Genomic DNA, 12,359 nt, shown 5'->3' with positions numbered 1-12,359 from the left:
GCTGACGCGCGACACGGGCGAACGCGGAACCCGGGCGGGCCCGGGGCCCGTCGTGGGCCCCGGGTCCGGCACGGTCAGCGCTGCGGGCACTGCTTCCAGGAGAAGTGGTACACGCTGTTGATGCTGCCGTCCGTCGAGTCAAGGGCCATGAAACTGGTCCTCGACGGGTCGGACGTGCCGACCTCCGCGCGCAGTTCGGTGTTGATGTTGAAGTTGCGCTGCTCGCCGCACGGGGACCAGACCAGGGCCTCGATGCCCGTGGTGTCGGTGGCCTGCCAGTTGTCGTCGAGCGCGCCGTCGAACCGGTGGGTCCGGTAGGCGGTCTGGCTCATGCCCTGGAAGTAGTAGCTGGCCTTCTGCGTGCCGACCGCGCCCGGCTGCAGGCTGCCGAAGCCCCGGTAGTCGGCCTTGGCGATGGCGTAGGTGTAGCCCTGCGGGACGTGCACGACGAGGGACAGCAGGCAGTTCTTGCGGCCCTCGACGGCGGGGACGCCGCCGCCGGCCTGGGCCACGTACTCGCTGTAGGTGACGGTGAAGGCCGAGTTGTCGGGTGACACGGCGACGGCGGCGCTGCCGGGACGGCAGCCCGATCCGTTGACCGTGGCGATGTCCACGGTCACGCGGTCGGCGGGGGCGGCGGGGGAGGAGGGGGAGGAGGAGGCCCCGGCGGAGGGGCTGAGCGTGACGAGCGTTGCGGTCACGGCGGCTGCGGTGAAACCGGTACGGAGCGACTTGATCACACCGACATGGATAGCGGTCGGCGGCGGGCGGATGGGGTCGACGGGTACGCGCTCTCACCTTGACGGCCGAAACGGTTCACCGCAGAAACGATAAACCGCCATATACCGACCCGCCGAACGGCCCCACGTCACCTCAGTGGCCCCACATCACCCCAAGTGGCCCCAAGTGGCCCCGAGAACGCACCGGTCGGGCCGGGTCGCAACCGCTCACGCTTCCGCTTTGTCCTAGTATCGCCGAGATCCTTCAGGGCATCAGCGGGTGCCGGAGCCGGCCCCGGCACCGGGCCCTTCTGCGGTGAGGAGTCAGTCCCATGTCCCGCGCATCGCGGTCCGCCGTCCTGTCGGTGCTGGCGCTCGCCGCCGCCCTGACCCTCCCGGTGGCCGGGCCGCCGCCCGCGCCGGCCCGGGCGGCGGTCCACCACACCGGCGACGAGGCCGCCGTGCTGGGCGAGGACCACGCCCGCACCCACGCGCAGCTGCGCCAGGCGGCCAGGAGCACCCAGGGGTATCCGCAGTCGAGGCGGACGGCGAGCCTGGCGGCGCTGAAGGAGTCCCAGCGCAGGGCCAACGCCGGTTTCGGCGCCGCCCGGTTCGGCCGCTTCACACGGTTCTTCCCCTCCCCCGACTTCGGGGTCCACGTGGCCCTGCTGCCCACGGGCAAGGTGCTGCTGTTCTCCTTCGAGCGCGTGGAGGCGGACCCCACGAAGGAGACCGGGCCGACGAACACCGTCGGCCGGACCAACGCCGGCCGCGCCTGGCTGTGGGACCCCGCCGCGGGGACCGGGGCGGGGGCCTTCACGAACGTGCCGCCCCCGGTGGTGCTGGTGCCCGACGGCACCTACTCCCCCCGCCCGGCGCCGTTCTTCTGCGCCGGGCACTCCTACCTGCCCAACGGGATGGTCGGGGTCTTCGGCGGCAACGTCGGCGGCAAGGGCGGCAGCGGCGCCAGGCTGTCCTTCGTCTTCGATCCGTGGACCGAGAAGTGGTTCCGCAACCGCGACATGGCGGTCGGCCGCTGGTACCCCTCGGTCGTGACCGGCGCGGACGGCCGGCAGGTCATCATGTCCGGCCAGTCCGAGCGCGGTACGGGCACCCCCACCCCGGTGGTGGAGCGCTTCCCCGCGCTCGGACACCGCGTGCCCTGGCGGCCGTACGACATCCCGGTCGGCGTCCCCGCCGGGCGGCTCCGCTCGGACGCCCCCTTCCGCAACGACTACCCGCACCTCTTCTCGCTGCGCGACGGGATGATCTACGGGCTCGGGCGCGACGCGGACCAGCAGTGGCTCTTCGACCCGGTCGGGGACGTACGCAGGGACCTGCCGCGGCGGCCCGCCGACTTCCGGGGCTACGGCTCGGCCGTCCCGCTGCCGGCCGGGTTCCGGGGCCCGGACTCCGTCCTGGTCCTCGGCGGCGACCCGCGCGACCCGCACACGTACCGGCTGTCCGGCGGACGCTGGACCACCGAGGAGCCCCGCGCCTTCGGCCGCACCCAGGACGGCACCCTGATCCTGCCGGACGGCACGCTGATCACCGTGAACGGGGCCCTGGACACCCGGGACTACGGACACGGCCCGTTCAACCCGAAGGCCGATCCGAAGTACCGGCAGATCGAACTGCGCGACGCGCGCGGCCGGTGGACGCTGGGGCCGGCCCAGCGGCTGCCCCGCGGCTACCACTCCAACGCCCTGATCCTGCCGGACGGCCGGATGATGGTCACCGGCGACGAGCTCCAGCAGATCGCCAACGACCCCGACATCACGGACGGGATGGACGGGAGCATCGAGCTCTACGAGCCGGCCTATCTGCACCGGGGCGCCCGGCCGGTGCTCGACCGGGTCCCGGCGGGCGACCTGCCGTACGACACCGCCTTCGAGGTGTCCAGCTCGACGGCGAAGGACGCCCGGCGGGCCGTCCTGCTCGCCCCGACCACCGTCACCCATTCGGTGAACACCAGCCAGCGCCACCTGGATCTGCGGATGACCGGCGTCCGGGGCGACAGGATCGGGCTGCGGACCCCGCCGGGCGCGGCCGACGCCCCGCCCGGCCTCTACATGCTCTTCCTGCTCGACGCGAAGGGCGTACCGAGCACCGCGAAATGGATCAAGCTCGGCGCCCGCTGAGCCGCCGTCACAGCACTAGCGGAGGCGGACCACGGCCGCGCGGCCGGCGGTCCGTACGAGGCCGGTGAACGGGCCCCGTACCAGGGCCGCGTCGTACGGGCCCAGGGCGTGGCCCGGACCCCATGGGGCTTCGAGCGTCGCCGTGCCGTCCAGGGCGACCACCAGCAGGGTCTCGCTGGGTTCGGCAGTCAGGCCGAGCCGGCCCCGTACGACGGCGGTCTCCGCCGTGGCCGCGCCGCGGCGGTACATCACGTTGAAGTTCACGACGGGACCGGAGAGGAGCCGGCAGTCGGTCGGCTCGTCCCCGGCGAAGTCCTGCGGCACGAAGCGTTCGTCCACGAGCCGGTGCGCGCCCGCCACCACGAGGTCCATGCCCGCGCCCTCGGCGAGGGTGAGGGTGCGGTCGATCCCGGGGAAGACCGAGAAGGGGCCGTCCGCCGCCACCTCGGCCAGGCTCGCCCGCCAGCGGAACGATTCCATGTCCGCGTCCGCGGGCCAGGCGGCGATCTCGCGGGTGACTCCCCCGCCGTTCTTCCACACCGTGGCGGGCCGGTCGGCCGCGCTCAGGACGCGGATGTCGCCGCCGCCGTTCACGCCGAGCCCCGGGTCAGCCGCTCGCGCAGCTCCTCGGTGTCGGCGAGGAACCACGTCTGGCGCCCCCGGTTGCACTCGCGGACGAAGTCCCGCAGCGCCGGGCTGGCGGCCGTGTGGCGGGAGATGTCGCCGAGGACGACGATGCCCACCCGGTACTGGACGAACTTCTGGATGATCTCGCCAGCGACCCGGGTGCTCAGCCGGAAGAACGCCTCGTCGAACCGCTCGACGGGGATGACGGCCCATTCGGCGCCCTGGTAGGAGGCGTTTCCGATGAAGTCCAGGGCCTCGCGTTCACCCGCGATGGTCCCGCCCTCGGCCGCGCACATCAGGACGGGCACGTCGTTGATCGTCTGAAGGGTGTCCACGGGGCTCGACATTAGCCCTTCTCCATCGACGGGCGCAGGCGGGCCAGCAGGGCGTAGAGCGTCGCGCTCTCGGCCTCGTCGAGGGTGTCGAGCGCGCCGTGGGCCGCCTGCATCTCCTCCCGTACGCGCCGGATGACCTGGCGGCCGGCGTCCGTGGCCACGACGTTCTTGACGCGCCGGTCGTGGGGGTCCGGTTCACGGCGCACCAGGTCGCGGGCTTCGAGGCGGTCCACGATGCCCGTCACGTTGGAGGCGTCACAGACCAGCAGAACGGCGAGGCCGCGCATGGGCACGGGGCCCTCCAGCTGGGCGAGAACGCGGGCCTGGGTGGGTGTGAGGCCGTGCTGTGCCGCGGCTGCGGCGAACTCGCGCCACTGGGCGGTGCCGATGGCGGCGAGCAGCTCCAGCAGCTGGACCTTCGTGGGGGCGGGGGTGGCGGTCTCGCTCATACCCGGAGCCTACTCAGAACGCTTGACATTATCAATTGTTTACTTGACTACCTCAAATATCGACCTCTACCTTCGACCGAGTTACTTGATGACATCAAACATCTGGGTTCCGAAGCTCCTCAGCTCCGAAACACGAAGAAGGTCCCCGCAGCCATGAGCACCCCATCCCCCGCAGCCCCGGCCACCGGGCAGCGGAACGAGACGGTCGTCGTCCTCGCCCTGAGCCTCGCCGCGATGGTCGTGTCGATGATGCAGACCCTGCCGGTCCCCATCCTCGGCCTGATCCGTGACGACCTCGGCGTCTCGACCGCCGACGTCAGCTGGGTGACCACCGCCACCCTGCTGTCGGCAGCGGTCTTCACGCCGCTCCTCGGCCGGTTCGGCGACCAGCACGGCAAGAAGCCCACCCTGGTGGCCGTCCTCGGTGTGATGGTCGCCGGCTCCGTCCTCACGGCGCTGGCCTCCTCGCTCCCGCTGCTGATCCTGGGCCGCGTCCTGCAGGGCGCCGCCACCGCGATCTTCCCGCTCGCTCTCTCGGTGCTGCGCGAAGAGATCCGCCCGCAGAAGCTGCCCGGTGCGATGGCACTGGTCAGCGGCACTCTCGCGTTCGGCAGCGGCCTGGCGCTCGTCGCGACCGGCCTGCTCACCTCCGGACCAGACGCGGACTACCGCGACGCCTTCTGGATGGCCACCGGCCTCGCGGTCCTCGCCCTGCTCACGGTCCTCGTGCTGGTGCCCGCCACCCGCACCAGGACGGGTGGGCGCACCGACTTCCTCGGCGCCCTGACCCTCGGCGCCGCACTGCTGCTGCTCCTGCTGGCGATCTCGCAGGGCCACGAGTGGGGCTGGGCCTCCGGCCGTACGCTGGGCAGCTTCGCCGGCGCCGCCGTCATGGCCGCCGTGTGGGTGGTGACCGAGCTCAAGGTCCGCGAACCCCTGGTCGACATGAAAATGTTCGTGCACCGCCCGGTGCTCATGGCCAACCTGGCCGGCCTCCTCGTCGGCTTCGGCATGTTCGCGAGCTTCCTCGGCGTCTCGTACCTCGTGCAGATGCCCGAGGCGCTCACCGGCTACGGCTTCGACGCGTCGATCCTGCGCGCCTCCGTGCAGTTCCTGCTGCCCAGCGCGGTCGTCTCGCTGCTGGCCTCGCCGCTCGGCGGCCGGATCGTGCGCCACCGCGGGCCGCGCGCGGCCCTGGGCGTGGCCGCCGCACTGGGCACGGCCGGCTTCGCCTGGCTCGTGGTGGACCACAGCCACGCCTTCTCGGTGATCGGCGCCGGCCTGGTCGTCGGCGCGGCCGTCAGCTTCGGCTACGCCGCCATGCCCGCCGTGATCATGTCCAGCGTCCCGCCGCACCAGAGCGGCATCGCCAACGGCATCAACTCGATCTCCCGCTCGACGGGCAGTGCGATCGGCAGTGCCGTCGTCACGACGATCCTCGCGTCCCGGACCATCGAGCACCTGCCCGCCGGGGTGCCGCCGCTGCCCGCCGAGTCCGGGTTCACCCTCACCTTCGCGATCGGGGCCGCCGCCTTCGCCCTCGTCGCGCTGATCGGACGATTCGGCCTGCGCGGTGGCCACCGGCCCGCCACGGCGGCCCCCGCGCGGCCCGCCGCGGCCGGACCGGCCGCGAGCGCCGAGCCCGTGAAGGCCGACGCCGCCGGCTGACCCGGCGACCGCCGGCCCGGCGGCCCGCCCCCGCGTGTCGTTCGCGCAGGACGGGCCGCCGGGCCTTGCATGGTGGGTGCATGAAGGCTACGGACGTCATCGCGGACGGGTTCGGTCGGATCCGGGAGGTCGTGCACGAGGCCGTGGACGGGCTGCCGGTGGAGCTGCTGGACGCCCGGGTCGACCCCGCGGCGAACTCGATCACCTGGCTGGTCTGGCACCTCACCCGGATCCAGGACGACCACCTCGCGGCCGCGGCGGCCCGGGAACAGGTGTGGCAGACCGGCGGCTGGGCGGACAGGTTCGGCCTGCCGCTGCCCGCCGCGTCCACCGGCTACGGCCACTCCGCACGGCAGGCGGGCACGGTCCGGGTCGACTCGGGCGAGCTGCTCCTGGGCTACTTCGACGCGGTGCACGAGCAGACCCTGGACTTCGTCCGCGGGCTCACGGCCGCCGACCTGGACCGGGTGGTCGACGAGCGCTGGGACCCGCCGGTAACCCTCGGCGTGCGCCTGGTCAGTGTGATCGCCGACGACCTCCAGCACGCCGGCCAGGCGGCCTATGTCCGAGGTGTGCTGGAGCGGGGCCGGGACTCCTGAGCACCCCGCGGGTCCGGCCGTACCGAACGCAACGCGCGGTACCCGGAACCCGGCACTCAGAACGGGTCGATCGCGGCCCGGCCCGTCGAGGCCGTGCACACGTCCCAGCGGTCCCCGGTCCGGCGCAGTTCCAGGAGCACCGCGACCGGGTCGCCGCCGACCGGGGTGAGGTCCACGTTGACGGCGGCGCTGTCGCCGCTCTCGGTGGACGACACGATGCGGTGCCCGAAGCGTGGCGCGAGGCCGCGCAGGGCGTCCGCGGGGTCCGGGGCGCCGCCGGGGCACCCGCTGCCCGGTCCGGTGGCCGGTGCGGGACCGCCGCCGCCCACCGCGTCGAGGTACTGGTCCACCGCCCGGTGCAGCGGGCTGCGCCCCACGACACCGGTCCCGGTGAACACGACCGCCATGACGGTCGCGGCCACGAGCAGCGGCACCCCCACCGCGACGGCCACCAGCGCCGCTCCTGCCCCTCGGCGTTCCCGCACAGCCCCGCCCTTTCACCGCCGTCCGGCCGTCCGGTCCGGCCCCGATCACTATGACCGCACAGACGCAGGCGCACGGCCTGCCGTTCCCACGGCCGTCAGCCGCGGAAGGCCTCCGGGCGGACCGGGGAGGCTTCGGCGAGGGCCCGGGTGACCCCTTCGATTCCCTCCCGCAGTCCGTAGACGGGGGTGTCGGGCTGCTGCCGCCAGGAGTCGTCGATGCCGCCCGAGTCGACCGTGTCGAAGCCGAGTTCCTCGATGAGGTCGCGTACGGCCTTCTTCGCCGCCTCGTCGTCACCCGCCACGGGCAGCGCGATCCGGTCCGCAGCACCGGCCGGGCGGTGGCGGTCGAGGAGGTCCTCGGCGTAGGTGCCGTTGAAGGCCTTGATCACGGGGCGTCCGAGCTGCCGCTCGGTCCAGCGGCTCTCGGTCAGGCCGTCGTCCTCCACGCCGGCGATCCGGCCGTCGCGCCGGCGCGGGTAGTAGTTGCCGGTGTCGATGACGGCGAAGCCCGGTGCGGCACCGTCGAAGAGCCCTTCGGGCAGGTCCGGCACGTTCTTGAACGGAATGGCCACGACGACGATCTCGGCGCCCTGCGCCGCCCGGTCCACGGTGACGGGGGTGGCGCCGGTCTCCTGCGCGAGCGCGGTCAGGGTCTCGGGCCCCCGTGAGTTGGCCACCGCGACCTCGTGTCCGAGGGCGGTGAGCCGGCGGGTGAGGTTGCCGCCGATGTTGCCCGCTCCGATGATGCCGATCTTCATGAGCCCTCCAGTGCCTGCGGGGTCGGTGTCGTGCTCGTGTCCAACTCCCTTCGGCGGCCCGGCATTCCGCCCCCGCAGCGGCCGTCCCCCGGACGAGGGACGCCGGGGGGGGCGCCGCATGTGCGGGGAGCCGGGACCCGTCCGGTCCCGGCCCCCCGCCGAGCTCAGGCTCCGCTCGCGTCGAGCATCTCCTCGCGCTCCACGATCTTCACGCGCGCGCGGCCCTGGGGCTCGCCGAGGGCCTTCTCCGCGGCGTCCAGCCGGTACCAGCCCTCCCACGTCGTGTAGCGCACGCTGCGCCCGGCGAGGAAGGTCTCGACCGCTTCCGGCTCCGGCGAGGCCGGCGTGGCCAGGCGGCCCTCCGCGTGGTCGGCGAGCAGGTTCGCGACGGTCTCGTTCGCGTCGCCCTTGGTGTGGCCGATGAGGCCGATCGGGCCGCGGCGGATCCAGCCGGTCACGTACGTCGACTGCATGTGGCCGCCCGCGTCGATCACGCGGCCGCCCTCGTCCGGGACGGTACCCGTCGCCACGTCCCAGGGGAGCTTGGGCAGCTCGTCGGAAAGGTAGCCGACCGCACGGTAGACGGACTGGACGTCCCAGTCGGTGAACCGGCCCGTGCCCCTGACGTTGCCGGTGCCGTCGAGCTCGGTGCGCTCGGTGCGCAGGCCGACGACCTTGCCGTCCTCGCCGAGGATCTCCGAGGGCGACTCGAAGAAGTGCAGGTACAGCTTGTGCTGCCGCTCGCCGATGTCGCGGATCGCCCAGTTCTCCAGGGTCTTGGCGACCATGTCGGTCTGCTTGTTCCCGCGCCGCTCGGCGATCGAGCCGTCGTCGTAGTCGATGTCCTCGGGGTTGACGATGACCTCGATGTTGGGCGAGTGGTCCAGCTCGCGCAGCTCCATGGGGCTGAACTTGGCCTGGGCCGGGCCGCGGCGCCCGAAGACGTGCACTTCGAGGGCCTTGTTGGCCTTGAGGCCGTCGTAGACGTTGGCCGGAATCTCGGTGGGCAGCAGTTCGTCGGCCGTCTTCGCGAGGATGCGCGCGACGTCGAGGGCCACGTTGCCGACGCCCAGTACGGCGACCTTCTCGGCCTCGAGCGGCCAGGTCCGCGGCACGTCCGGGTGGCCGTCGTACCAGGAGACGAAGTCGGCGGCGCCGTAGGAGCCGTCGAGGTCGACGCCGGGGATGTCCAGCGCGCGGTCGGCCGTGGCGCCCGTCGAGAAGATCACGGCGTCGTAGAAGGACCGCAGCTCGTCGAGGCTGATGTCGCCCGGGTAGTCGACGTTGCCGAAGAGGCGGACCTGCGGCTTGTCGAGCACCTGGTGCAGGGCGGTGATGATGCCCTTGATGCGCGGGTGGTCCGGGGCTACGCCGTAGCGGATCAGGCCGAAGGGCGCGGGCATGCGCTCGAAGATGTCTATGGACACACCGGGATCGACGGCGGCCTCGGACTTCAGCAGCGCGTCGGCGGCATAGATGCCGGCCGGGCCGGCACCGACGATTGCTACCCGCAGAGGGCGAGGCATGGCAGAGGTTCCCTTCGAGCGACGGCAGGGCGGAGCAAGAGTTGATCAGAGGGAACTCTAAACGAAGGTAAACCTAACCCAGCACCCGGTATCGCCTTATGACCCCATAAACAAATCTTATGACCTCTCCAAGCCTCCCTTGGGGCATCCAGGAAGTCGCTGGTCAGCGCGTGCGGCGACTGTCAGACTGGAGCCGCTTGATCACTCCAGGAGGACGAATGGCTGACGAAGCAGGCACCCCGCAGGACGAGTCCCCGGCCGAAGCCGCCAAGCGCCGCTTCCGGGAGGCCATGGAGCGCAACGCCGCGAAGGCCCACGCGCAGCAGTCCCACCAGAACCGGGCCAAGGTCCAGGGCTCCAGCAGCGCCGCGAGCGGCAAGAACAAGAAGGTCCGCCGCAAGAGCGGCTGACGCACCGGCCAGCCGACCCCCGGTCCGCCGCCACCGCGGCGGACCGGGGGTCCGGAAGCATGGGGCCGGGGTGGATCCGTGCTCAGCCTCAATGAGTTGGCCACGCTGGGGCGAGGGGTGAGCGCCACCCGGACAGAGTGCTCTCGCGCAGGGCGACCGCCCTCACCCGACCCGGCCGGCCGGCCGCGCATCCGCCGGCGACGGCCCCTGAGGGTGCGGCCGGCGCCCGGTCAGCCCGCCGGTACGTCGATGTCCTCGCACTCACTGCCGGCGGCCGTCTCGGGCGGAGTGGCGATCGGCTCCTGCCAGCCCGCTTCCCCACAAGGCCCCGCTCGGTAGTTGGCCCTGATCAGCGCGGTCTGCACCCCTGTGGGGCGGGCGGGGGTGACGCTGCCGTCCCATTCCAGGACGTCGACCACCGGCCGTCCGTCCCTTACCGCCCAGCCTGCACCGGCGCCCTGCCGCGCCCGTCGGCGGGCCGGCTCCACTCGGCGGGCTGGAGGATGCGGTCTGGGCCCGGAGCAGGTGGGTTTCGGGGTGCGTGGCCTCGTACCTGTCGAGGACCTTCTGCCAGTGGCCTCGTCCGAAGTCCCTGCAGCTTGACCGTCCTCGTCCGTCCCGCAGGCCATGTGCCCGGCTTCGCAGTCAGTCGGATGGCGCTGACTTGCCGTCTTCCCCGGGTGGTCAGCGGCGGCGGAGAGAATGTGTGGATGCATTCCACTGCGTACGAGCACATGACGGTCGACGGAGTCTAGACCGCCTACATCACCTCGGGCGAGGGGGAACCGCTGGTCCTGCTGCACGGGGGCGAAGGGCACCGTGGTCAGTTCGACACATTCCGCTCCCTGCTGGACGGAGGTATACGCGCGATCAGTTACGACCAGCGCGACACCGGAGACACCCGTAACGGGCCGGAGCCCTACGACCTTGACCGGCTGGCCGACGACTGTGCCGGGCTCGTCGACGCACTGGGCCACGAGCGCGTCCACGTCCTGGGAGCCTCGTTCGGCGGGATCATCGCCATGCGGCTGGCGCTCCGCCACCCGGGACGGATCGCATCCCTCACCCTCGTAGGAACGACCCCCAGCCTGTCCATGACCGAGGACCTCACGGACCGCATCGCGGCCCTGGGGCCGGACGAGCGGGAGCAGTTCATGCTGGACCTCGTCCTCAGCCCAGAGGGCCGGGCTGCCGACCCGGAACTGGTCGCCGTCCTCGCACGCGCCCTGCGCGTCCGCCCGGCGGACGCCGGTGCGCGTCGCGCAGCAGCGGTCGAGGACCACGACTGCACGGCCCGCCTGGCTGAGATCACCACACCCACTCTGGTTCTTCACGGGGCGGACGACCCGATCGTCCGCTCCTCGGTCGCCGAGTTCACCGCAACCCGGATTCCGGGTGCGCGGCTCGAACTCCTGCCGCGCATCCGGCACGGCGTCACCCTCGAGGCCAGCCATGCCACGGCGGCACTCGTAAGCGAGTTCGTCCTGAGTCACGCCACGGGTTCAACACGCGGCACCGCGCACGTCTGACCATGGCGGCGAGGCCGGGAGTGTTCGGGCCTTTCAGTTCGTCAGGAGTGGCCGCACCCAGTCCGTATTCTCTGGGCAGTTCGCCCGACAGGTCCCGGACGGCCATGGCCCCTCGCACCGATATCGCTGCGCGGAGGTACGCGGGTTCGGTCATGCGACGCGAGGCCCCGCCCAACACGCCCCCGCACAGGAGCGCAAACCGGTGCCGGGCACGTGGCTGCCGGCCGTCGGGAGGAGCGTCAGCGGAAGCATGCGTGACCCGTACGCGAGCCCTTCGGCTCCGTGCGGCCCGTGTCTGCCGAACCGACGCCGACGCCACAGGATCGTTTCGCCACCGCCACCGCCCGCGCCCGCCGCCCCGCCTGCGCTGTGCCCCATGAAGGGCCGTGGCTCACCTGGTGTTTAAGGTGCGGGCATGACTGTCCCCGAGATCATCCCTGTCGCCCATGAGCCGGACTACCGAACGAGCACCATCGGCCGGTTCAGCGGCGGCCAGTTTCTGGCTTCGGTCACCTATGCGTTCCCGGACGGGTTCGCGATGGGGGACGGCTGGGAGGAGCCGAAGCGGCTCTTCGCCGTGCTGCACACGTTCGACCACGACGGGCGCCACCAGGAGTCCGACATCTGGTGCGCCGGTACGTGGGCGGAGCAGATGAAGCGCCCGTATGACGAGCGTTCCGTGGTCGCCCGCGCGGAGGCCCGGCTGGCCGACCTCCTCGCCGGCCTCGCAGAGCGTGAGTACGGCGACATCGCGATCCGGCCGTTCCGGCTCACCGTTGGCGGTGTGGTCTTCGGCCTCATCACGGAGTGCCATGCCGAGGACGGGAACGGCGAGCACGACTGGGCCGAGCTCTATCCGGACAGGTTGGGCTTCTCGGCTCCGTGGAACGGCGAGTACGACACCTGACAGACCGAGCCTAGGCAGCCGCACTCCGACGGAACAAGGCGGTCCACAGGAACGTCACGCCGAACAGCGCTGACCCAGGCGGTTCCTCACGCATGCGGCGCAGTTCGACCTCTGCCAGGTCAGAGAAGATCCAGCGCAGCGATTCGGGTGTGTAGGCGAGGCCGCCCTGCAAGTCGCGTTCACGGTAGAGGTCGGCGTCGGTGAGT

Annotated in this window: 14 protein-coding genes and 1 pseudogene; 6 read left to right on the top strand and 9 right to left on the bottom strand. The window is 72.0% G+C overall.

All coding sequences use genetic code 11. The features are described from left to right. Positions 1 to 74 precede the first annotated feature (74 nt). Positions 75 to 740 (bottom strand): DUF4360 domain-containing protein, encoded by a 666-nt coding sequence (locus AAT21_RS20540; protein WP_046778232.1) that lies wholly within the window; start codon positions 738 to 740, stop codon positions 75 to 77. A 311-nt stretch (positions 741 to 1,051) separates the two neighbouring features. Here AAT21_RS20540 and AAT21_RS20535 point away from each other — a divergent pair, with 311 nt between their 5' ends. Continuing rightward, entirely contained in the window at positions 1,052 to 2,860 is a 1,809-nt protein-coding gene (locus AAT21_RS20535) for a galactose oxidase early set domain-containing protein (RefSeq protein WP_046778231.1), read from the top strand. A 15-nt stretch (positions 2,861 to 2,875) separates the two neighbouring features. Here AAT21_RS20535 and AAT21_RS20530 read toward each other — a convergent pair whose 3' ends face one another. Genes AAT21_RS20530 through AAT21_RS20520 form a run of 3 tightly spaced genes read right to left on the bottom strand, consistent with a single transcriptional unit; the run spans position 2,876 to position 4,271 of the window. Next, positions 2,876 to 3,454, bottom strand: coding sequence for a HutD/Ves family protein (locus AAT21_RS20530; RefSeq protein ID WP_046778230.1), 579 nt, complete (start codon positions 3,452 to 3,454; stop codon positions 2,876 to 2,878). Beyond that, the gene (locus AAT21_RS20525; RefSeq protein WP_046778229.1) at positions 3,451 to 3,834 is read right to left on the bottom strand and encodes a DUF4180 domain-containing protein; all 384 of its coding nucleotides are present in this window, start codon (positions 3,832 to 3,834) and stop codon (positions 3,451 to 3,453) included. The genes AAT21_RS20530 and AAT21_RS20525 overlap by 4 nt, the downstream gene beginning before the upstream one ends. Further along, complete coding sequence (locus AAT21_RS20520) at positions 3,834 to 4,271, bottom strand: MarR family winged helix-turn-helix transcriptional regulator (protein ID WP_046778228.1); 438 nt, start codon at positions 4,269 to 4,271, stop codon at positions 3,834 to 3,836. Before AAT21_RS20520 ends, AAT21_RS20525 begins: the two co-directional genes overlap by 1 nt. 153 nt (positions 4,272 to 4,424) lie before the next feature. On the opposite strand from AAT21_RS20520, the gene AAT21_RS20515 reads away from it, so the two are divergent. Together AAT21_RS20515 and AAT21_RS20510 are read left to right on the top strand one after the other, a co-directional pair. Beyond that, complete coding sequence (locus AAT21_RS20515; RefSeq protein ID WP_046778227.1) at positions 4,425 to 5,939, top strand: MFS transporter; 1,515 nt, start codon at positions 4,425 to 4,427, stop codon at positions 5,937 to 5,939. An 80-nt stretch (positions 5,940 to 6,019) separates the two neighbouring features. Next, the gene (locus AAT21_RS20510; protein WP_046778226.1) at positions 6,020 to 6,538 is read left to right on the top strand and encodes a mycothiol transferase; all 519 of its coding nucleotides are present in this window, start codon (positions 6,020 to 6,022) and stop codon (positions 6,536 to 6,538) included. A gap of 56 nt (positions 6,539 to 6,594) precedes the next feature. Here AAT21_RS20510 and AAT21_RS20505 read toward each other — a convergent pair whose 3' ends face one another. From AAT21_RS20505 to AAT21_RS20495, 3 genes are all read right to left on the bottom strand, one after another. Continuing rightward, positions 6,595 to 6,990, bottom strand: coding sequence for a hypothetical protein (locus tag AAT21_RS20505; RefSeq protein ID WP_046778225.1), 396 nt, complete (start codon positions 6,988 to 6,990; stop codon positions 6,595 to 6,597). Between the two features lie 128 nt (positions 6,991 to 7,118). After that, positions 7,119 to 7,781 carry an NADPH-dependent F420 reductase gene (locus AAT21_RS20500; protein WP_046778224.1) on the bottom strand — a complete coding sequence of 221 codons (663 nt, stop codon included), beginning with the start codon at positions 7,779 to 7,781 and terminating at the stop codon, positions 7,119 to 7,121. 164 nt (positions 7,782 to 7,945) lie between these two features. Continuing rightward, positions 7,946 to 9,307 (bottom strand): FAD-dependent oxidoreductase, encoded by a 1,362-nt coding sequence (locus AAT21_RS20495; RefSeq protein WP_046778223.1) that lies wholly within the window; start codon positions 9,305 to 9,307, stop codon positions 7,946 to 7,948. Between the two features lie 218 nt (positions 9,308 to 9,525). On the opposite strand from AAT21_RS20495, the gene AAT21_RS20490 reads away from it, so the two are divergent. Beyond that, positions 9,526 to 9,717, top strand: a complete 192-nt coding sequence (locus tag AAT21_RS20490) for a DUF5302 domain-containing protein (protein ID WP_046778222.1) — start codon at positions 9,526 to 9,528, stop codon at positions 9,715 to 9,717. A 230-nt stretch (positions 9,718 to 9,947) separates the two neighbouring features. Here the strand turns inward: AAT21_RS20490 and AAT21_RS20485 are convergent, their stop codons facing one another. Continuing rightward, the gene (locus AAT21_RS20485) at positions 9,948 to 10,136 is read right to left on the bottom strand and encodes a hypothetical protein (protein WP_046778221.1); all 189 of its coding nucleotides are present in this window, start codon (positions 10,134 to 10,136) and stop codon (positions 9,948 to 9,950) included. A 345-nt stretch (positions 10,137 to 10,481) separates the two neighbouring features. Between AAT21_RS20485 and AAT21_RS20480 the strand changes: the two genes are divergently transcribed. Both AAT21_RS20480 and AAT21_RS20475 read left to right on the top strand, forming a co-directional pair. Further along, a complete protein-coding gene (locus tag AAT21_RS20480) occupies positions 10,482 to 11,246 on the top strand; it encodes an alpha/beta fold hydrolase (protein ID WP_046778220.1) in 765 nt (254 codons plus the stop codon). A gap of 415 nt (positions 11,247 to 11,661) precedes the next feature. Further along, positions 11,662 to 12,153: a hypothetical protein gene (locus AAT21_RS20475; protein WP_046778219.1), complete on the top strand. Its 492-nt coding sequence runs from the start codon at positions 11,662 to 11,664 to the stop codon at positions 12,151 to 12,153. A 10-nt stretch (positions 12,154 to 12,163) separates the two neighbouring features. On the opposite strand, the pseudogene AAT21_RS35915 reads toward AAT21_RS20475, so the two are convergent. Then, positions 12,164 to 12,359 (bottom strand): annotated as a pseudogene (locus AAT21_RS35915) (class I SAM-dependent methyltransferase); the annotation flags it as partial.

The sequence above is a fragment of the Streptomyces yangpuensis genome (genome assembly GCF_001005295.1).
Taxonomy (GTDB): domain Bacteria; phylum Actinomycetota; class Actinomycetes; order Streptomycetales; family Streptomycetaceae; genus Streptomyces; species Streptomyces yangpuensis.
Note: the sequence above shows the minus strand (reverse complement) of the source record. Positions and strands in the feature narration are given on the sequence as shown.

Excerpts from the sequence above, each read along its gene's own strand:
- AAT21_RS20475 (WP_046778219.1), top strand. The coding sequence starts at position 11,662 with ATGACTGTCCCCGAGATCATCCCTGTCGCCCATGAGCCGGACTACCGA.
- AAT21_RS20510 (WP_046778226.1), top strand. The coding sequence starts at position 6,020 with ATGAAGGCTACGGACGTCATCGCGGACGGGTTCGGTCGGATCCGGGAG.
- AAT21_RS20490 (WP_046778222.1), top strand. The coding sequence starts at position 9,526 with ATGGCTGACGAAGCAGGCACCCCGCAGGACGAGTCCCCGGCCGAAGCC.
- AAT21_RS20500 (WP_046778224.1), bottom strand. The coding sequence starts at position 7,781 with ATGAAGATCGGCATCATCGGAGCGGGCAACATCGGCGGCAACCTCACC.
- AAT21_RS20515 (WP_046778227.1), top strand. The coding sequence starts at position 4,425 with ATGAGCACCCCATCCCCCGCAGCCCCGGCCACCGGGCAGCGGAACGAG.
- AAT21_RS20495 (WP_046778223.1), bottom strand. The coding sequence starts at position 9,307 with ATGCCTCGCCCTCTGCGGGTAGCAATCGTCGGTGCCGGCCCGGCCGGC.
- AAT21_RS20520 (WP_046778228.1), bottom strand. The coding sequence starts at position 4,271 with ATGAGCGAGACCGCCACCCCCGCCCCCACGAAGGTCCAGCTGCTGGAG.
- AAT21_RS20535 (WP_046778231.1), top strand. The coding sequence starts at position 1,052 with ATGTCCCGCGCATCGCGGTCCGCCGTCCTGTCGGTGCTGGCGCTCGCC.
- AAT21_RS20525 (WP_046778229.1), bottom strand. The coding sequence starts at position 3,834 with ATGTCGAGCCCCGTGGACACCCTTCAGACGATCAACGACGTGCCCGTC.